Origin of the sequence: Microvirga subterranea, assembly GCF_003350535.1 — a bacterium.
GTDB lineage: Bacteria > Pseudomonadota > Alphaproteobacteria > Rhizobiales > Beijerinckiaceae > Microvirga > Microvirga subterranea.
In genome coordinates this window covers 126,786-145,542 of the sequence record NZ_QQBB01000004.1, presented here as the reverse complement: position 1 = coordinate 145,542, position 18,757 = coordinate 126,786, and the positions used below count along the sequence as shown (strand labels likewise).

The following is an 18,757-nucleotide window of genomic DNA, read 5'->3' as shown; positions in this document are numbered from 1 at the left end:
TTTCCGGGGCCTTTTCTTTTGGGAGAAGGCGCGGCAAGACCCGTGAGGGACCTGCGTCCCGGTCCAGACAGCGGAGCTCCCGTGAATTCCCTCCTTCCGGTCGTCGACACCCTGTTCGGCAAGCCTTGCCTCGCGGTTCACGTGCAGCCGCATCTCGAGGCGCAGGCACAGGCAGGGCTTCGCGCCCTCCAGCAGGCGGCCGTCGCCCATTGGGCCGGGGCTTTCCACGAGGCGCCGCCTCATGCGTTCCACGTCACCATCTACCCGCTCGTTCCGACCACGGAAGGCTTCGACAAGGAAACCTACTGGAGCCGCATTGCCGAGCCGAGCCTCAGGCTCGTCGAGGAGCTGTGCGCCGGGGCGCCGCCCCTCGACCTCAGGTTCCACGGGCTGAAGGTCACCCCCGTCGGCATCATCGCCGTGGCGGACGACGCAAGCGGCCTGATCGACCGGATTCGGAGGCGGATCCTCGAAACCGTTCCGCCCCCGCCGGGCCTCGAGCACCGGCATTACGACCTCGTCCACACCACCCTGGCGCGGTTCGCGGAAGCCCGCCCGATGCCGGAGGAGGTGGTGCGGCGGATCGAGGCCGGGCCGGTCGACCTTCCCGTTCGGGTTGCGCGCCTGAAAATCTTCCGCGAAACGATCTTCCCCTGCCTCGTCGGCGAGGAACTGGCCGGATTTCCCCTGGGGCCACAGCTGCAGGGCGGTTCGCACCGGGCCTAATCCCGACGCGACATGGGGCGCCCGGACTTTATCGGCTAGACTTCATCCCGAGTTCGGGATGCCCACATGACGGAGGACAGATCCAGGTCGAGCGAGGCTGCTCCCGAGATCGCCCGGATCGACTCCACGTTCCGGAACGGTTCTCTCACGGCCATCGGGGTCGTGGTTGGATTCTCGCTGGGTTTCCTGAGCCGCTGGGCAGGCCTCCCGGGTGACTGGTCACGCTCCGACCTGCTGGCGGTCTTCGCCATCACGATTGGGATCGTGCTCCAGATCAAGGCGCTGGCGGACCTCCTCTCCGTGCAATCCCTTGTCCTCAGTCGCTACAATCGCGCGATCCGCATCTTCCTGGCCGGCCTGATCCTCGTGGCGGTCGGAACCGCAGCCGCCATCTTCGCGGATCTCATGGGGTATGGCGGCATCGCGCTCGGGACCTGAGGAGCCGGCTCAGAGGAGCTTGCTGCGACCCTCGAGGGGAGCCTTGCTCTTCCCACACCCGATGGCAAGGAGCCATCTTGGCAATGTTCGGGCCGCGCCCTTAGGAAGGATCGGGCGACGTTCACTTGATCCGATGGCGGGAGGTTGGCGATGGCGAAGGCGGTCTTGGGAATCATCGGCGGATCGGGCATCTATGACCTGCCGGGCCTGGAGGATGTGCGCGAGGAGCGCATCGCGTCGCCCTGGGGCGAACCGTCGGACGCCCTGAGGTTCGGGCGCATCGGCAAAACCGAAGTGGTCTTCCTGCCGCGCCACGGCCGTGGCCACCGCTACTCGCCGTCCGACATCAACTACCGGGCCAATATCGACGTCCTGAAGCGGGCCGGCGTCACGGACCTGATCTCGGTCTCGGCCTGCGGTTCGTTCAAGGTCGAGTATTATCCGGGCTTCTTCGTGCTTGTGGATCAGTTCGTAGACCGGACCTTCCGGCGCGAGACGTCGTTCTTCGGCCGAGGCTGCGTTGCCCATGTGCCCATGGCGCATCCGGTCGGTCCCGTCCTGCAGCAGCGCATCGCCGATGCGGCGGTGGCGGAGAACATCCCGTTCACCCTCGGCGGCACCTATGTGTGCATCGAGGGGCCGCAATTTTCCACCTATGCGGAGTCGATCACCTACCAGAGCCACGGCTACGACGTGATCGGCATGACGGCCATGCCCGAGGCCAAGCTCGCCCGGGAGGCGGAGATCACCTACGCAACCGTCGCGATGGTGACGGATTACGACTGCTGGCACCCGGAGCATGACGAGGTCGACGTAGCCTCCGTCGTAGCCGTCGCGCAGCAGAATGCCCGCAAGGTGGCAGGGCTCATCGCCCGCATCGCGCGCGACTTCCCGGCCGAGCGCGAGCCGTGCCCGCGCGGCTCCGACCGCGCCCTCGACGGCGCCATCATGACGGCGCCCTCCGCCCGCGATCCCGAGCTTCTGAAGAAGCTCGACGCGGTTGCGGGCCGCATCCTGCACAGCACTGGAAAGTAGCGTCCGGGCCGTGTTGCCGATAAGGTCGCGCCCTCAAGAGAAGAGCGATTCCATGGACCAGCGCTTCGCCACCGACCTCAAAGCGGCCATCCGCTCCATTCCGGATTATCCGAAGCCGGGCATCGTCTTCCGGGACATCACGACGCTGCTCGGCGATGCGCGGGCGTTCCGCCGCGCCGTGGACGAGCTCGTCCATCCCTTCGCGGGCGGGCGCGTGGACAAGGTGGCGGGAATCGAGGCGCGGGGCTTCATCCTCGGCGGGGCCGTGGCCCATCAGCTCTCGGCCGGTTTCGTGCCGATCCGCAAGAAGGGCAAGCTGCCCCACGAGACGGTGCGCATCGCCTATTCGCTCGAATACGGCGTCGACGAGATGGAGATCCACACGGACGCCATCGGCCAGGAGGAGCGGGTCATCCTCGTGGACGACCTTATCGCCACCGGTGGCACGGCGGTGGCCGCCACCCAGCTCCTGCGCCAGATGGGCGCCAACATCGTGGCGGCCTGCTTCATCATCGACCTGCCGGATCTCGGCGGCGCCCAAAAGCTGCGTGACCTCGGCGTCGAGGTCCGTAGCCTCGTGAGCTTCGAGGGGCATTAGGCTCCAGAGGGTTCCTTACCGCTCCGGCCGCCGCTCCCAGAACACCATGCCGTCGAAGGAGAAGACCTCCTCGCCGTGCTGGTTCACGCCCGTGTTGTGGTGGAAGGCGAGGCCCCAGCCGGGGCGGGACGCGGAGGCGCGGGCGCCCGTCAGGGTCGAGCGATAGGTGACCGTATCGCCCGCATAGACGGGCTTCAGCCATTTCAGGTTCGTGAAGCCCGGAGAGGGGCCGAGCCGGGCCGGGCGCTCGCCGCGGGCCAGCGCCTGGACCCGAATCTCCTCGCGGTGGGCGATCATCAGCTTCATCCACACAGCCGCCGTGTGCCAGCCGGAGGCGCAAAGATCCCCGAACAGGCTGTGCTTGGCGGCGTCAGGGTCCACATGAAAACGCTGCGGGTCGTGCTGCCGGGCGAAGCGGATGATCTCGTCCGTCGCGAACGTGTACGAGCCCAACTCCTCCGTGTCCCCGGCCACGAGGTCGTCGAGATAGGGGTTGGCCGAGAAGCGCGGCCCCTCGACCGCGTCCGTGCCGATCGGAGCGGCGGCCGCCTCCGCAGGCGCGGGGCGCGCTAGGGCAGGGACGGGCTCGGCGTCCCGGCGGCCGAACATGATCCAGTTCGCCTGCGTCATGACCGTCTCGTCGTTCTGGTTCACGAGCGCGAACTGAAACTGGACGAGGCCGATCGAGGGACGGCTCTTCGAAGCGCGGGCATCCACCACCGTCATTCGCGAACGAAGGGTGTCGCCCGGCCGGACGGGCTTGAGCCACTTCAGTTCGTCGATGCCCGGCGCGCCCATGGAAGTGGAATCGAGGATCTTGTCATCGGCCAGGAGGCGCATGTTGATGCAGGCCGTGTGCCAGCCTGATCCGATCAGGGTGCCGACGAAGCTGTCCCGCGCGGCGATCTCGTCCACGTGGAAGGGCTGCGGGTCGTATTCGCGGGCAAAGGCCAGGATGTCGTCCTTCGAGACGGTGACGGGCCCGAGAATCTCGGTGGTTCCGGGGACGAAGTCTTCGAAAGCGAAACGGGGCATCGGCGCGACTCGCGGCAGGAAACGGCAGGAGCGGAAGGTAAGGTCAGGGGGCGAACTGCCCGGCGGCGTTGTGCGCCAGGCGGATCGGCTCGGGCAAGCGATATTTCGGGGAACAGCGCAGCACCAGCTCGGCGGCGGTCGGAATATCGGCCAGATGGCCCGGCGAGATGAACATCGGGTTCTTGGCGGTCCGGGTGCGCAGGGCGACGCCGATCGCCTCGCCCTTGTCGACGAGCGGCGCGGCTGCGCCCTTCTCCTCGGCCAGGTCCTTGTAGCGCCCGCACAGGAGCGTCTTGCCGCAGCCGATGGTCGGCCGCTGGAGCCACAGGCCCAAGTGGCTGGCGATCCCGATCCGGCGCGGATGGGCGATTCCCATGCCGTCGAACAGGAACACGTCGGGCTCCGCCTTGAGCTTCTCGAACGCCTCCTCCAGCACCGGACCTTCCCGGAAGCTCAGAAGGCCCGGAATATAGGGGAACGGGGTCGGACGCCGGGCCAGGACCGTCTCGACCGGCAGGAAGCCCGGGTAGGTCACCACCACGACGGCTGCCTGGGACTGCTCGTTCTTCACGCTCACATCCACCCCGGCCACGAGCTTGACCGCATCGAGGTCGATGGGCCGGTCGGAGACCACCTCGGCGCGCAGTTCCTTCTGGAGGGAGACGGCCTGTGCGGGGGAGAGGTCCCAGCGATGTCGGTGATGAAGATGCATGATGGGCAGCGATGTGACGTGAGCCTCAACGTTTCAGACAGGGGAACGATCCCCAAGGGCCAAGCTTCGGCGAGGCCTGCGCCCCGCGCAATGCTGCTAAGCGGCGGCGGGATCAGGAGAATTCCTTAGGGGAAGGATCTGAATTTCGGTCCATGTGCCCCGCGCCTATACCCGCACCGTCGAACAATGAGTTGCAGACGCGAGGACAACATGAAACCGGTGCTCGCCACACAAGCCAACGGGCCGCGTGAGCCAAGAACAACCCAATCGCAAATCGTCAGACGGGCCGCCGCCGGCCTGGCGGCGCTCGGCGCTTCCGCCTGGGCGCTGCCGGCGCAGGCCCATGTGAAGTGGTTCGCCCCCTATATCGTCGACGCCGCGCCGCAGCCGATCGGCGCCACCCTGACGAACCCCTGGTTCTGGACCGGCATCGGTCTCGTGCTCGCCTTCTTCCTGGCGACGCTCACGGTCGAGCGCAGGGCTCCGGGCCAGATGGTGCTCTCCGGTCTCGACCGGATCAGCGCGCCTCTCTGGAGCCGCTCCGACGACTTCCTGCGGGTGTGCATCGGCGCCTTCTTCGTGGCGATCTTCGCGGTCGGCGGGATCTATCTCACGCCGGACCTGAAGACCGATTCCGAGCTTGTTTCCTGGGCGCAGCTCCTGATCGCGGCCTGCATCTTCTCGCGCCGCACGATGCCGATCGCGGCCGCGGGCATCATCACCCTATGGGTCGTGGCCCTGCGGGAATACGACCTCTTCCACCTGCTGGACTACCTGGCGCTGGGCGTCGGCGTCGCCGCCTATCTGCTGCTGGCATCGATGGACGATCCCAAATGGCGCGAGCGGCGCTTCCTGGTCCTGCGCTGGGGCGTGGCGATCGCCCTGATGTGGTCGAGCCTCGAGAAGTTCGCCTATCCGAACTGGTTCTATCCGCTCGTGGAGGAAAAGCCCTTCCTGACCTTCGGCATGCCGCGGGACGTGTTCATCCCGATGGCGGGCGTGGCGGAGTTCACCCTCGGCTTCGGCCTCCTCTGGACGCCCCTGGTGCGCCGCCTGTCGGCCGCGGCCCTGCTGCTGATCTTCTTCACGGCCGTCTATCCGTTCGGACGCATCGACCTCGTCGGTCATGCCATGATCATGGCGGTCCTCTTCGTCGTCGCCGCCGATCCTTGCCGGGAGACCGGTGCGGCCGTGGTGGAGAAGATGCCCCGGGCTCTGCCCCGCCTCGGCACCCTGGCCTTCGTGCCTGCCGGCCTGGCGGTCGCCCTGGTGGTCCTGGTCTCGGGCTATTGGGGCCTGCACGGAGCCTTCTACGGGGTCGATGCGGTGACGGGACAGCCGACGGAGCTCACCACCCATTCCCCGAACCGGGAGCACCCGCACCTTCCTCAGGGAACTCACGCTCACCGCTGAGAATGGGCTAAGGAAACAAACAGAGGGACGAGAGCTTTCGCTTTCGTCCCTTCGGCGCGACAAAGGGAGGCCGATCGTGGCCCATTCACCGACGACGAACCGCAGCATCCAGATCATCGGGCCCGCCCGCGGCGTCACCGAGCCGCTGATCCGCCGCCTCGTTGAGACCTTCTACGGTCGCGTGCTCCAGGATCCGGACCTCGGGCCGATCTTTCGGCAGGCCCTGTCGGAGCGCTGGGACGCCCATCTGTCGATCATGGTGGATTTCTGGTCGTCGATCGCCCTCAGGACCGGCCGCTACGGCGGCAAGCCCCATGTGGCCCATATGGGCCTCGATCTGACGCCGGAGCTGTTCGGGCGCTGGCTGACGCTGTTCGAGGAAACGGCCCGGGAGGTGTGCGAGCCGGACGTGGCCGCCTTCTTCATCGACCGGGCGCAGCGCATCGCGGAGAGCCTGCAGATCGGCCTCGGAATCGGCCCGAAAGCGCTGCGGCTTGCGTGACGGTGGTGGGCGCTACCGTTCCCACCATTCCAGGCTGGAATCGCCCTTCACGAAGAGCGAGTAGATCGTGCTGAACAGGAACCCGCAGGCGACGAGCGCCGCCAGCACGAGCTCCGCGCTGCCGAGACCCGGCGACACAAGGGTCTGAACGATGTTTTCGAGAGAGTCCTGCATGGCCCCAAACCTCCATGCAGGACATATGCGACAGGGTGGCTGAACGGGCCGCCAAGGTGGCGTTCAGCAAACCTTTAGGTTCAGGTATTGAAGCGGAAGTGCAGCACGTCGCCGTCCTGCACGGTGTATTCCTTGCCTTCCAGGCGCAGCTTGCCGGCGTCGCGCGCGCCCGCCTCGCCCTTCAGCGACACGTAATCCGCATACGCGATGGTCTCGGCGCGGATGAAGCCCTTCTCGAAATCCGTGTGGATCACGCCGGCGGCCTGGGGAGCGCGGGTGCCCTTGGTGATCGTCCAGGCGCGAGCCTCCTTCGGGCCGACCGTGAAATAGGTGATGAGGCCCAAGAGCTCGTAGCCGGCGCGGATCACCCGGTTCAGACCCGGCTCGGCGAGGCCGATGGCGTCGAGATAGTCCTTCTGCTCGGCGGCGTCGAGGACGGCGATCTCGCTCTCGATCTTGGCCGACACGACCACGGCCTTGGCGCCCTCTTCCTTCGCGCGCTGGAAGACCCGGGCGGAATACTCGTTGCCCTGGTCGGCCGAGGCCTCCTCGACGTTGCAGACGTAGAGAACAGGCTTCGACGAGAGGAGGCCGAGCATCTGGAACAGGCGCTCCTCCTCGACTTTCCGCTCCACGAGGCGGGCGGGCTTGCCTTCCCGCAGCAGGACCAGGGAGCGGTTGACGAGGTCGAGGGTTTCCTTCGCCTCCTTGTCGTTGCCCTTGGCCTTCTTCTCCAGCGCCGTGACGCGCCGCTCAAGGCTGTCGAGGTCGGCCAGCATCAGCTCGGTCTCGATGGTCTCGATGTCGGCGATCGGGTCGATTTTGCCTTCGACGTGGGTGATGTCCGTGTCCTCGAAGCAGCGCACCACATGGGCGATGGCGTCGACCTCGCGGATATTGGCCAGGAACTGGTTGCCGAGGCCTTCGCCCTTGGAGGCGCCGCGCACGAGGCCGGCGATGTCCACGAAGGTGAGGCGGGTCGGGATGATCTGAGCCGAGCCGGCAATGCCCGCGAGCGCGTCGAGACGCTCGTCCGGCACGGCCACGTCGCCCACGTTGGGCTCGATGGTGCAGAACGGATAGTTCGCCGCCTGCGCGGCCGCCGTCTGCGTCAGCGCGTTGAAGAGGGTGGACTTGCCCACGTTCGGCAGGCCGACGATGCCCATCTTGAAGCCCATGGCCTTACTCCTTTTCTGTGCCGGCCCTCTCGCCGGGCCGTTTCACGTCCGTCCAGCCCTTCGCCTCCATGGCGAGGTGGACCTTGTTCTGGAAGCTCCCGTCCTCGCCCTTGGCGAGCAGGGGGGCGTTGTCGGCCAGGATCCGGCACAGGTCCTCGACCCACGCCTCCTCGGCCTTGGCGAAATCCCCGAGCACATGGCTCTGCACCAGGGGCTTGTGGCCGGGATGCCCGATGCCGAGGCGGACGCGGCGATACTCGTTGCCGCAATGGGCCGTGATCGAGCGCAGGCCGTTGTGCCCGGCATTGCCGCCGCCCACCTTCACCCGCACCTTGGCGGGCGGCAGGTCGAGCTCGTCGTAGAAGACCGTCACGTCCGACAGCGGAATCTTGAAGAAGCGCTGGGCCTCGGCCACCGCCCGTCCGGACTCGTTCATATAGGTCTGCGGCTTGAGGAGCAGAACCTTCTCGGACCCGATAGCGGCCTCGGCGGTCTCCGCCTGGAAGCGCCGCCGCCACGGGTCGGCATTGTGGATGCGCGCGATCTCGTCCACGGCCATGAAGCCGATGTTGTGGCGGTTCCTGGCGTAGCGGGGTCCGGGATTACCGAGGCCGACGAAAAGGCGCATCGTTTGGCATTCTCATAAGAAACGCTCCGGCCTTGCGGTCGGAGCGTCGAAGCCGGTCAAAGGGCTCAAACGCCCGATGAAGGTGGATTACGCAGCAGCGCCTTCAGCAGGAGCGGCGGCCGGAGCGGCTTCCTCTTCCTTCATGCCCGACGGAGCCACGACCGTGACCAGCGTCACGTTTTCGGTGGAGGTCGCCTTGGCGCCGTTCGGCAGCTTGATGTCGTTGAGGTGGACCGAGGAGCCGATGTCGAGACCGTCGACCGAAGCCTCCACGTAGTCCGGGATCGCGTCGGACGGAACCATGAGCTCCACCGAGTGCTCGACGATCTGCAGCGTGCCGCCGCGCTTCACGCCCGGGCACTTCTCCTGGCCGACCACGTGCACCGGCACGACGACCTTGATGGCCTGACCTTCCGCGAGACGCAGGAAGTCGATATGGACCGGGAAGTCGCGGACCGGGTCGAGCTGGTAGTCGCGCGGAATCGCGCGGGTCTTCTTGCCGTCCACGTCGATCTCGAAGATCGTGGTCAGGAAGTGACCGGCGAAGATCAGCTGCTTGGTCTGATTGAAGTCGAGGGAGATCGTCTGGGCGGGCTGACCTGCGCCGTAGATGACGGCAGGAACTTGGCCTTGGCGACGAACGGCCCGGGCGGCCCCCTTGCCGGCCCGGTCGCGCGCCACGGCCTTGATTTGCTTGATATCGCTCATGGTCGTGGTCCTTCAGAATTGGATTTTAAAAACCGATGGCCGCCCGGGTTTCCTGAGAAACCTGCCGGCGGCCATGAGGTCCGCGCCCGTGCCTCCAAGGGTGTCGAGCGGGCGCGAGGCGGCTTATAGAGAAAGAAGGCGGGAAATGCAACAAATCCCGCCGCAGGGCCTGCCGCGTCTGAGCGGGCCGGGAAGTGTCTTAGTCGAACAGGCTCGAAACCGAGCTTTCGGTGGCCGTACGGCCGATGGCTTCGCCCATCAGGGGCGCGATGCTGATGACCCGGATGTTGTGCGCCACCTTCACGGCCTCGGTCGGCATGATCGAGTCGGTGATGACGAGTTCCTTGAGCTTGGACCCGGCGATGCGGGCGACCGCACCGCCCGAGAGCACCCCGTGGGTGATGTAGGCGTAGACCTCCCGGGCGCCGTTGGCCAGCAGCGCGTCCGCGGCGTTCACCAGGGTGCCGCCGGAATCGACGATGTCGTCCACCAGGATGCAGGACCGGCCCGAGACGTCGCCGATGATGTTCATCACCTCGGACTCGCCGGGGCGCTCACGGCGCTTGTCCACGATGGCAAGCGGGGCGTCGATGCGCTTGGCGAGGGCGCGGGCGCGCACCACGCCGCCAACGTCCGGCGATACCACCATCCGGTTTCCGCCGTCCAGGTGCTCCTTGATGTCTCGTGCGAGGATCGGCGCGGCGAAGAGGTTGTCGGTCGGGATGTCGAAGAAGCCCTGGATCTGGCCCGCATGGAGGTCGAGGGTCAGCACGCGGTCGACGCCCGCATGGGCGATGATGTTGGCGACCAGCTTGGCCGAGATCGGCGTGCGGGCGGCCGGCTTCCGGTCCTGGCGGGCGTAGCCGAAATAGGGGATCACTGCCGTGATGCGGCGCGCGGAGGCGCGGCGCAGGGCGTCCGTGATGATGAGGAGTTCCATCAGGTGGTCGTTCGTCGGGAACGAGGTCGACTGGATGACGAACACGTCCTCGCCGCGCACGTTCTCCTGGATTTCGACGAAGACCTCCATGTCCGCGAAGCGCTTGACCTGGGCCTTGGCGAGCGGAACGTTGAGGTAGGCGGAGATGGCCTCCGCCAGCGGACGGTTGGAATTTCCCGCGACGAGCTTCATGAAAGCAACTTTGGCTCTACCTGTGACCTATGGAGCCCGCCGCGCGATATCGGCGCTCAAGTGCGGCAAGGCGGTTGGGTCTTAGCAGCGTTGGGAAACCGTCACAATACGTGCGGTGCCGTCAAGGTGCGGCTTTTTTGGACTTTCGTCGGGGTCACTGGGCGACGGAAGCCTCGTCGGCGGAGGCCTCGGCGGTCTGGAACGGCGCCTCGTCCCTCGCGGCGCTCAGGAATTCGGCAATCTCGTCCATGCTGGCGCTGGCGAGCTTGGCCAGGGTCTCCTTGTCAAGATTGGTGAGCGAGGCGGACGGGACCGGCACCGGGCTCGTGCCGGCGAGGCGCTTGGCCCGGCGCTTCTGGGAATCGAACACGTCCCACACATAAGACACCTTGGTCTTGCCCTCGCTCGTCTCGGTGGACAGGTAGCCCCGCACCCGGTAGCGCGCCTCGGCGCTGGCGCCGACGAGCTCGACCTTGCGGTCGGAGGCCGCGGTGCTGAGCTCGTCGATCAGGGCCGTGCGGACGGGGGCGGGTGCGCCGTCGATGCTCTCGAGGGCGATCGGCACTCCCTCCGGCGATCCGCTGAACGAGCCGCCCTGGCATGCGCCGAGCGAAACCGCCATCAAGGCGGCGCCGAGCCACCCCTTCCGCCGTATCGAACCCATGATGCCCCCGCTTCCTCGTGTTCTGTAACGAAGTTTTAAGCTTAACGGGAGGTTTCGTCCAGATCAGGGACGGCGAATGCGCGACATGGCGGCATCAAGGGCGAGCGCCACGAGCCCGGCCGCCAGGCCCCAAAAGGCGGAGCCGATGCCGAAGAGGGTCAGTCCCGAGGCCGTCACGGCGAGGGTCAGGACCGCCGGGAAGACCTTGGCCTGATCGGAGAGGGCGGAGCCCAGCGCCCCCGCGAAGGCGCCCATCAGGGCAAGGCCCGCCACCGTCTTGATCAGCTCCGGCGGGAGGGCGCCGATCAGGCCGATCAGGGCGGCGCTGAAGGCCGCGAAGATCAGGTAGCTGAGGGCGTAGAACGGCCCGACCATCCAGCGCTTCGACGGATCCGGATGCGTGTCGGGCCCGGTGCAGATCGCCGCCGAGATCGCCGCGAGGTTGCTCGTGTGAGCCCCAAAGAAGGCGGTCACCACGGAGGCCAGCCCGGTGACTGCCAGGATCGGCCGGGACGGGGGCGTGTAGCCCGAGGCGCGCAGCACCGCGAAGCCCGGCAGGTTCTGGGACGCCATCGTGACCAGGAACAGGGGAAGCCCCAATCCGATCAGCGCCGTGGGCTCGAAGACCGGCGCGATGAAGGTGAGGGACGACAGGGAGAGGTCCGATGGGAGGGGCTGCGCGAGGCCGCCCCCGAAGGCGATGACCAGGCCGACGAACAGCACAGCCAGGACCGCGAGAGCCGGATTGAAGAGCCGGACCAGCAGGAACACGCCGACGAGCGGGAGCACGAGCCCGGGCGCGCCCTGGGCGCTCTCGAACACCGCCATAACGAAGCGGATCAGCACCCCGGCCAGCATTGCGGCCGCGAGAGAGGCGGGGATGCGCTCGATCAGCCGCCCGAACGGCTTGACGGAGGCCGCGAGCACGATGAGGGCGCCTGCGAGCAGGAAGGCCCCGACAGCCGCCTGGATGGAGATTCCGCTGGAAGCGGCGATCAGCGCCGCGCCCGGCGTCGACCAGGCCGTCACGACCGGGATGCGGTAGCGGACACTCAGGATGCCGCTCGTGGCCGCCATGCTCAGGCACAGGGCCGCCACCCAGGAGGTGGTCTGTGCCGCATCGGCCCCGACCGCGTTCGCCGCCGCGATGATGAGCGCGATCGTGCTGCCGAACCCGACCAGGGCCGCGACCACGGCGGATGTGACGATCGACAGGCGCATCTCGGGAGGCTCCGGCAGAGGCGGGAGCTTGGCGGTTTAGACCGAACTCCATCCCGAGGCTAGTTCGCGCAGGCCCTTCCCCCGGGAATCGCGAGACCTTAAATCTCGCCTATGAGTCGCAACACCTACAACGACGTTCCCCCGGACATCCTGACCGACGAAGAGGACGACGATGCCGTTGCCCTGGAGAGCGGCTCGGACGTCGAGTTCGACCTCGAGGCCAATCCGGGCTCCGTCCAGCGCGGGACCGAGGTCATCAGGCGGTTCTGGACGACCCTGCCCAATGCGCCGGGCGTCTACCGCATGTTCGATGCCAAGGGGAACGTGCTCTATGTGGGCAAGGCCAAGAGCCTGAAGGCCCGCGTCGGCTCCTATGCGCGGGGGCAGGCCCATTCCAATCGCATCGCCCGGATGATCGGCGAGACCGCCTCGATGGAGTTCGTCACCACGGCGACGGAGACCGAGGCGCTGCTGCTCGAGGCCAATCTCATCAAGCAGCTCAAGCCCCGCTACAACGTGCTGATGCGGGACGACAAGTCGCTCCCCTACATCCTGCTCACGGCCGACCACGAGGCGCCGCAGCTCGTCAAGCACCGCGGCGCGCGCAAGCGGAAGGGGGACTATTACGGCCCCTTCGCGAGCGTCTGGGCCGTGAACCGCACCATCAACGCCCTCCAGCGCGCCTTCCTGCTGCGCTCCTGCAACGACAGCTACTACGAGAACCGGACCCGGCCCTGCCTGCTGTTCCAGATCAAGCGCTGCTCGGGCCCCTGCACGAAGGAGATCTCGCACGAGGAATACGCGAACCTCGCGGCCGAGGCGCGGGCCTTCCTGTCGGGCAAGTCCAACGCCGTGAAGGCGCGCATCACCGAGGAGATGCAGCAGGCGGCCGAGGAGCTGGAATTCGAGCGCGCCGCGCGCTGCCGCGACAGGCTCGCGGCGCTCTCGGCCATCCAGGGCGTGCAGGGCATCAACACCCAATCGATCGAGGAGGCGGACGTGTTCGCCCTCGACGAGCAGGCAGGTCAGTTCTGCGTCGAGGTCTTCTTCTTCCGCAACTGGCAGAACTGGGGCAACCGCGCCTACTTTCCCAAGGCCGACAAGTCCATGAGCCCGGAAGAGGTCCTGACCTCGTTCCTGGCCCAGTTCTACGACGACAAGCCGGCTCCGCGGACGATCCTGCTCTCCCACGAGATCGAGGATGCCGACCTGATGGCGGCGGCGCTCTCGACCCGGGCCGAGGCCAAGGTGGAGATCCATGCGCCGCAGCGCGGCGAGCGGCGCCAGCTCATCGACTATGCCCTGCGCAACGCCAAGGAGGCCTTGGGCCGGCGGCTCGCGGACACCGCCTCGCAGCAGAAGCTCCTCGTGTCCCTCGGCCAGGCCTTCGGGCTCTCGAAGGCCCCGCGCCGCGTGGAGGTCTATGACAACTCCCACATCATGGGCACCAACGCGGTCGGCGCCATGGTGGTGGCCGGGCCGAACGGCTTCATGAAGCAGCATTACCGCACCTTCAACATGAAGTCTGAGGACCTGAAGCCCGGTGACGATTACGGCATGATGCGCGAGATGCTCCAGCGCCGCTTCGCCCGTCTCGTGAAGGAGGAGCCGCGCTCGTCCGAGCCCGCCGATGCCGAGCCCCTTAGGGAAGACGACGACAGCTTCCCGGCCTGGCCCGATCTCGTGCTGATCGACGGCGGCAAGGGGCAGCTCGAGGCGGCCCGCCAGGCGCTCGCGGAGGTGGGCGTCAGCGAGAACGACGTGGCGCTTGTCGGCATCGCCAAGGGGCGCGACCGCGACGCCGGCCGCGAGACCTTCTTCAAGCCGGGCGAGGCGCCGTTCAAGATGCCGCCGCGGGACCCGGCCCTCTATTTCGTCCAGCGCCTGCGGGACGAGGCCCACCGCTTCGCGATCGGAGCGCACCGGGCGAAGCGCAAGCGCGAGCTCGTGAAGAACCCCCTCGACGAGATCCAGGGCATCGGCCCGACTCGAAAACGGGCGCTCCTGCACCATTTCGGAACGGTGAAGGCCATCCAGCGCGCGGCGCTGGAAGACCTCATGAAGGCACCGGGCGTGAACGCCGCCACGGCCCGGGCCGTGTTCGACTTCTTCCACGAGCGGGGGTAAAAATGAGAACCTCGTTCCATGCGACCAAACGATGTCCCGCCTGCGCGGTCAGGTTGACGGACCAACCCCCGGCGTGCTTCCTGCCGAAGCTATGAGCACTGCTCCCTCCATGCGCCGGTCCAAGGCCTTCAACCTCGCCAACCTGCTGACCTACGGCCGGCTCGCAGCCGTGCCGGCCGTCGTGGCGCTGCTCTTCTGGCCGGAGGATCACTGGTCGCGTTGGTTTGCGCTTGGAATCTTCGCGCTCGCGGCGATCACCGACTACCTCGACGGCTACGTGGCCCGCACCTATGCCCAGCAATCGGCCCTGGGCCGCATGCTCGACCCGATCGCCGACAAGCTCCTCGTGGCGGCCTGCCTGCTCATGCTCGTGGCGGACGGAACCATCCATGGCTGGGCGCTCTGGGCCGCCATCGTGATCCTGTGCCGCGAGATCCTGGTCTCGGGCCTGCGGGAGTTCCTGGCCGAGCTCAAGGTCGGCGTGCCGGTGAGCCGGGTCGCCAAGTGGAAGACCACATTCCAGCTGGTTTCGCTCGGCTTCCTGATCGCCGGGCCCGCCGGCGAGACCGTCCTGCCCGGCACGGTCCTGATCGGCACGGTCCTCCTGTGGGCCTCGGCGATCCTGACGATCTACACCGGCTGGGACTATCTCAAGACCGGCATCCACCACATGATCGATGAGGGCTGATCGGATGAAGCTCGTCTACTTCGCCTGGGTGCGCGAGCGGGTCGGCCGGACGGACGAGGACGTGGAGCTTCCCGACGGGATCGAGACGGTCGCCGATCTCGTTCGCTGGCTGAAGTCGCGGGGCGAGGAATACGAATACGCCTTCGAGAACGAGGCAGTCGTCCGCGCCGCCATCGACCATGTGCATGCAAAGCCCGAGGCTGCCATCGCGGGAGCGCGCGAGATCGCCTTCTTCCCGCCGATGACCGGGGGCTAATCTCGATGCCAGAGCTGGGCCGATGACCGTCTCGATCCGGATTCAGGCCGAGGCCTTCGACGTCGCGGCCGAGACGGCGGCCTTGACGGAGGGACGCGCCGATATCGGCGCCGTCGTCGCCTTCACGGGCTTGTGCCGGGACGAGGGCGGAAGGCTGACGGCCCTCGAGCTCGAGCATTATCCCGGCATGGCGGAGGCCGAGATCGCCCACATTGCCGCGCAGGCGCAGGATCGCTGGCCCCTCCTTGGCCTGACGATCATCCATCGGTTCGGGAAGGTTCTTCCGGGAGACCCGATCGTGCTGGTGCTCGCGGCCTCGAGCCACCGCCGCGCCGCCTTCGAGGCCGCCGATTTCCTGATGGACTACCTCAAGACCCGGGCGCCGTTCTGGAAGCGTGAGCACCTGAAGGACGGGACGGCTGGTGAGTGGGTCGAGGCGAAGGACCTGGACGATGAGGCCGCGCAACGCTGGCTCTGAAGAGCGCTTGACCGAAACGGACGCCGGGAGGACCATTTTCGAGGGGCGACAAGCGGAGATGCGCCATGCGCAGCGTCGTCGTTCTTCTGGGTCTGGGACTTGCGGCGCCGGCCGGCGCCCTCGATGATCCCTTGATGCATCGCATCCAGGCGCCCGGCCACAATCCCCTTGACTGCTATTGCCGCGCGGAAGGGCGGATGTTCGCGCCCGGCGAGAAGGTCTGCCTGCGGACCGCGAGCGGGCCGCGCCTCGCCCAGTGCGGCATGGAGATCAACGTCATGTCATGGCGCATCACCGAGACCCCATGTCCTGAGACATGACCTGAGCACTTCCGACAGACAGATCAGCTTGAGAGTGTGGAAACGGTTGAACCGGGCTTCCGAGTTCCGACGATCGTCCTCGATCAGAAAACCCCGACCACGACGGCACAGATGAAGCTCAACGAAACGCACGCCGCCGCAACGTTCAAACCGTACACCCAGTTCACGCTCGACGTCAGGTTCATGGCAATCCCCTGTCTGAATAGAGAGGACGCTAACAAAACGAGAGGGGGTAGAAAAGGCCTTTCGAGCTAGTCGAGGGGGCATGCGGAAATGGTCGAAATGGTTAACAATGTGTTAACCCTTTGTACTGACGAAGAAGTCCGCTCCCGATCGCCCCAGTAAAATTTTTTGACGTCAGACCGCCCCGGAGACGCCGCGCCTGAGGCTCTTCGGTCTTGGAAACGATTACATGAACGAGGGGGGCCCCGCGTCGGCGAATCGGCGCGCGGAGGTCGGCCGGCGGGAACTTCGCCGCGGCTGGGCGGCACGTGTTGACGGGATGTTTACGGGCGGCGCCTAGGCTGTGCCCATGCGTCGTGGGTTAGTTGCGTTTTTCGCCCTATCGCTTGTCGGGCTTGGGCTTACCGGGTGCGGGCTGTTTCGGTTCGAGCAGCGCGAGCCCTGGCGTGCGCAGGCCGAGGAGGCCTGCCTGTCGCAGCGGCTGGTTCAGCCTTCCGCCTACATGGCCCTGTCGCCGAAGATCGACGGCCCGGGCGTCTGCGGCATGGACTATCCGTTCAAGGTCGCGGCCTTCAACAACGGCGCCGTCGGCCTGAAATCCAAGGTGACGCTCGCCTGTCCCATCATCCCGCGCATCGACACGTGGCTCGACGAGATCGTGAAGCCCGCGGCGCTCCTGTATTTCGGCGTGCCGCTCGCGGACCTGAAGGCGGGCTCCTATTCCTGCCGTCCGCGGAACAACCAGAGGGGCGCGAAATATTCCGAGCATGCCTTCGGCAACGCCCTCGACGTCATGGGCTTTGCCCTTGCGGACGGGCGCGACGTCTCGGTCGTGAAGGGCTGGAAGGGCAGCCCGGCCGAGCAGGAATTCCTGCGGGAGGTCTTCGTCGGCGCATGCCGCTACTTCACGACCGTTCTCGGCCCGGGCTCGGACGCCTTCCACTACGACCACCTGCATATCGATCTTGCGCGCCACGATCCGCGCGGCCAGCGCCGGATCTGCAAGCCGATCCTGAAGTTCGCGCCCCGGATCGACCCGGAGCAGGCGCAGCAGGCCTATCAGGCGGCGGCGCCCTCGGCCGATCTCGCTCCGATCGACATGGAGGAGGAGGGGGCGCCTGCCGAGGATTATGCCTCGGCCCCGCACGGCCAGGGCCCTGCGCCTTCGGCGTCGATCCCGCCGGCCTCGCGGCCCGTCGCCAGCGGCGGATACGCGGCCGATCTTCCGGGATCCAGTGCCGGCTACGGCAGGGCACTCCAGGTCCAGGCGCCGGCCCAGACCTATGCGCCGCCAGGCTATGCCAGGCCCTCCGCCGGCCAGCCGCTGGCCCTGGGTGGCGGTGGAATCTACTAAAGCCGCGCAAGCGGAGCCTTGACGTTGCCGCCGGTCGCCCACATGGTCCACCATGAGGGCAACCAATCTGTTGGAGCATGACGATGAAGTGGCTGGCGGCATTGATCACCTGTGTGATGGTGAGCGCACCCGCGCTGGCACGTGAGATCACCCCGGCCGAGCGGCGGGATCATTCCTACAATGCCAACCTTCCCGGCTGCGAGGACCCGTCCGTGCTCCAGGACATCACCTCGACCTTCTCGACCCGCGAGAGCCGGTTCTGGAACTCGAGCCTGGAGATCGTCGGGTTCGAGCGGGTGCAGCAGGTCGCCTGGCGCCCGTGGGGGCTCGACTACATTCCGCGCCGCTACTGCTCGGGCACCGTGATCGTGTCGGACGGCTACAAGCGGCGCATCAACTACTCGATCCGCGAGAAGCTGGGCTTCATCGGGATCGGCTGGGGCACCGAGTGGTGCGTGGACGGCCTTGACCGCCACTATTCCTTCGCGCCGCACTGCAAGCAGGCCCTACCTTGAGGCTTGCCCGGCGCCTGATCCTGACGGGCGCCTTCTGCCTCTCGGCCCTGCCTGCCTGGGCCCAGCCCGTGCGGGAGGCGAGGGGGGCTCCGGCCGGCGCCTTCGACTTCTACGTGCTGGCCCTGTCATGGTCGCCCGGCTTCTGCGAAGCGGACGGCAGCCGCGACCGGCGTGCGCAGTGCGAGACCGGGAGCGGGCTCGGCTTCGTGGTCCACGGCCTCTGGCCCCAGAACGAGCAGGGCTATCCCAGTTTCTGCGAGCCGGGCGGGCGCTTCGTTCCGCGGGCGGCCCTCCAGGATGCGGCCGGTCTCTTCCCCGACGACAATCTCGCGCGCTACCAGTGGCGCAAACATGGGACCTGCACCGGCGAAAGTCCCAGCGGCTATTTCCGCGCCGTCCAGCGGGCCCGGGACCTCGTGCGCATCCCGGACGGGTTCAAGAACCTGACCACTGAGTCCAAGGTGATGCCGCTCGAGCTCGAGCGCGCTTTCATGGCGGCCAATCCGGGCCTGCGGCCCGACATGATCGCCCTGTCCTGCGGGCGCCGCATCCTGCAGGAGATCCGGATCTGCCTCGACAAGGACCTGCGCGGCTTCCGCCAATGTCCCGAGGTCGACCGCAACGGATGCCGCGCCGGCGAGGTTACGATACCGGCGGTCCGATAAGGCAAGA

Annotated in this window: 23 protein-coding genes; 14 read left to right on the top strand and 9 right to left on the bottom strand. The window is 67.0% G+C overall.

Annotation, left to right across the window (positions count from 1 at the left end; genetic code table 11):
- Positions 1–81: 81 nt before the first annotated feature.
- The 4 genes from DES45_RS11430 (at position 82) to DES45_RS11415 (ending at position 2,797) form a co-directional block, all read left to right on the top strand.
- Positions 82–726, top strand: coding sequence for a 2'-5' RNA ligase family protein (locus DES45_RS11430; protein WP_170151465.1), 645 nt, complete (start codon positions 82–84; stop codon positions 724–726).
- Between the two features lie 66 nt (positions 727–792).
- Positions 793–1,164, top strand: coding sequence for a hypothetical protein (locus tag DES45_RS11425; protein ID WP_114770139.1), 372 nt, complete (start codon positions 793–795; stop codon positions 1,162–1,164).
- Positions 1,165–1,314: 150 nt separating this feature from the next.
- Entirely contained in the window at positions 1,315–2,199 is an 885-nt protein-coding gene (locus DES45_RS11420; protein ID WP_114770138.1) for an S-methyl-5'-thioadenosine phosphorylase, read from the top strand.
- Positions 2,200–2,251: 52 nt separating this feature from the next.
- Positions 2,252–2,797 carry an adenine phosphoribosyltransferase gene (locus DES45_RS11415; protein ID WP_114770137.1) on the top strand — a complete coding sequence of 182 codons (546 nt, stop codon included), beginning with the start codon at positions 2,252–2,254 and terminating at the stop codon, positions 2,795–2,797.
- Positions 2,798–2,812: 15 nt separating this feature from the next.
- Here DES45_RS11415 and DES45_RS11410 read toward each other — a convergent pair whose 3' ends face one another.
- A complete protein-coding gene (locus DES45_RS11410) occupies positions 2,813–3,832 on the bottom strand; it encodes a MaoC family dehydratase (protein WP_114770136.1) in 1,020 nt (339 codons plus the stop codon).
- Positions 3,833–3,875: 43 nt separating this feature from the next.
- Positions 3,876–4,544, bottom strand: a complete 669-nt coding sequence (gene nfi / locus DES45_RS11405; protein WP_114770135.1) for a deoxyribonuclease V — start codon at positions 4,542–4,544, stop codon at positions 3,876–3,878.
- 210 nt (positions 4,545–4,754) lie between these two features.
- Here nfi and DES45_RS11400 point away from each other — a divergent pair, with 210 nt between their 5' ends.
- Both DES45_RS11400 and DES45_RS11395 read left to right on the top strand, forming a co-directional pair.
- Complete coding sequence (locus DES45_RS11400; protein WP_245571689.1) at positions 4,755–5,957, top strand: hypothetical protein; 1,203 nt, start codon at positions 4,755–4,757, stop codon at positions 5,955–5,957.
- A gap of 76 nt (positions 5,958–6,033) precedes the next feature.
- Positions 6,034–6,459, top strand: coding sequence for a group III truncated hemoglobin (locus DES45_RS11395; RefSeq protein WP_114770134.1), 426 nt, complete (start codon positions 6,034–6,036; stop codon positions 6,457–6,459).
- A 12-nt stretch (positions 6,460–6,471) separates the two neighbouring features.
- Here DES45_RS11395 and DES45_RS25145 read toward each other — a convergent pair whose 3' ends face one another.
- The 7 genes from DES45_RS25145 to DES45_RS11365 form a co-directional block, all read right to left on the bottom strand.
- On the bottom strand, positions 6,472–6,633 hold the full coding sequence (locus DES45_RS25145) for a hypothetical protein (RefSeq protein WP_170151464.1): 162 nt from the start codon (positions 6,631–6,633) through the stop codon (positions 6,472–6,474).
- Between the two features lie 80 nt (positions 6,634–6,713).
- Positions 6,714–7,811 (bottom strand): redox-regulated ATPase YchF, encoded by a 1,098-nt coding sequence (ychF, locus tag DES45_RS11390; RefSeq protein ID WP_114770133.1) that lies wholly within the window; start codon positions 7,809–7,811, stop codon positions 6,714–6,716.
- A 4-nt stretch (positions 7,812–7,815) separates the two neighbouring features.
- A complete protein-coding gene (gene pth, locus DES45_RS11385) occupies positions 7,816–8,439 on the bottom strand; it encodes an aminoacyl-tRNA hydrolase (protein WP_114770132.1) in 624 nt (207 codons plus the stop codon).
- A gap of 87 nt (positions 8,440–8,526) precedes the next feature.
- The gene (locus DES45_RS11380) at positions 8,527–9,147 is read right to left on the bottom strand and encodes a 50S ribosomal protein L25/general stress protein Ctc (protein ID WP_114770131.1); all 621 of its coding nucleotides are present in this window, start codon (positions 9,145–9,147) and stop codon (positions 8,527–8,529) included.
- A 199-nt stretch (positions 9,148–9,346) separates the two neighbouring features.
- On the bottom strand, positions 9,347–10,279 hold the full coding sequence (locus DES45_RS11375; protein WP_114770130.1) for a ribose-phosphate pyrophosphokinase: 933 nt from the start codon (positions 10,277–10,279) through the stop codon (positions 9,347–9,349).
- Between the two features lie 154 nt (positions 10,280–10,433).
- The gene (locus tag DES45_RS11370; protein WP_147282390.1) at positions 10,434–10,943 is read right to left on the bottom strand and encodes a hypothetical protein; all 510 of its coding nucleotides are present in this window, start codon (positions 10,941–10,943) and stop codon (positions 10,434–10,436) included.
- Between the two features lie 63 nt (positions 10,944–11,006).
- Entirely contained in the window at positions 11,007–12,164 is a 1,158-nt protein-coding gene (locus DES45_RS11365) for a benzoate/H(+) symporter BenE family transporter (protein ID WP_114770128.1), read from the bottom strand.
- Positions 12,165–12,275: 111 nt separating this feature from the next.
- Between DES45_RS11365 and uvrC the strand changes: the two genes are divergently transcribed.
- The 8 genes from uvrC to DES45_RS11320 all read left to right on the top strand — a co-directional run bounded on the left by uvrC (position 12,276) and on the right by DES45_RS11320 (position 18,750).
- Positions 12,276–14,291, top strand: coding sequence for an excinuclease ABC subunit UvrC (uvrC, locus tag DES45_RS11360; RefSeq protein ID WP_114770127.1), 2,016 nt, complete (start codon positions 12,276–12,278; stop codon positions 14,289–14,291).
- A gap of 109 nt (positions 14,292–14,400) precedes the next feature.
- Complete coding sequence (gene pgsA / locus DES45_RS11355) at positions 14,401–14,979, top strand: CDP-diacylglycerol--glycerol-3-phosphate 3-phosphatidyltransferase (RefSeq protein ID WP_245571688.1); 579 nt, start codon at positions 14,401–14,403, stop codon at positions 14,977–14,979.
- A gap of 4 nt (positions 14,980–14,983) precedes the next feature.
- Positions 14,984–15,235 carry a molybdopterin converting factor subunit 1 gene (gene moaD / locus DES45_RS11350; protein ID WP_114770126.1) on the top strand — a complete coding sequence of 84 codons (252 nt, stop codon included), beginning with the start codon at positions 14,984–14,986 and terminating at the stop codon, positions 15,233–15,235.
- 22 nt (positions 15,236–15,257) lie between these two features.
- A complete protein-coding gene (locus DES45_RS11345; RefSeq protein ID WP_114770125.1) occupies positions 15,258–15,713 on the top strand; it encodes a molybdenum cofactor biosynthesis protein MoaE in 456 nt (151 codons plus the stop codon).
- Positions 15,714–15,778: 65 nt separating this feature from the next.
- On the top strand, positions 15,779–16,033 hold the full coding sequence (locus DES45_RS11340) for a hypothetical protein (protein WP_114770124.1): 255 nt from the start codon (positions 15,779–15,781) through the stop codon (positions 16,031–16,033).
- A gap of 532 nt (positions 16,034–16,565) precedes the next feature.
- On the top strand, positions 16,566–17,570 hold the full coding sequence (locus tag DES45_RS11330; protein WP_114770122.1) for an extensin-like domain-containing protein: 1,005 nt from the start codon (positions 16,566–16,568) through the stop codon (positions 17,568–17,570).
- Between the two features lie 83 nt (positions 17,571–17,653).
- Complete coding sequence (locus DES45_RS11325; protein ID WP_114770475.1) at positions 17,654–18,085, top strand: hypothetical protein; 432 nt, start codon at positions 17,654–17,656, stop codon at positions 18,083–18,085.
- On the top strand, positions 18,082–18,750 hold the full coding sequence (locus tag DES45_RS11320; protein WP_114770121.1) for a ribonuclease T2 family protein: 669 nt from the start codon (positions 18,082–18,084) through the stop codon (positions 18,748–18,750). The genes DES45_RS11325 and DES45_RS11320 overlap by 4 nt, the downstream gene beginning before the upstream one ends.
- Positions 18,751–18,757 lie beyond the last annotated feature (7 nt).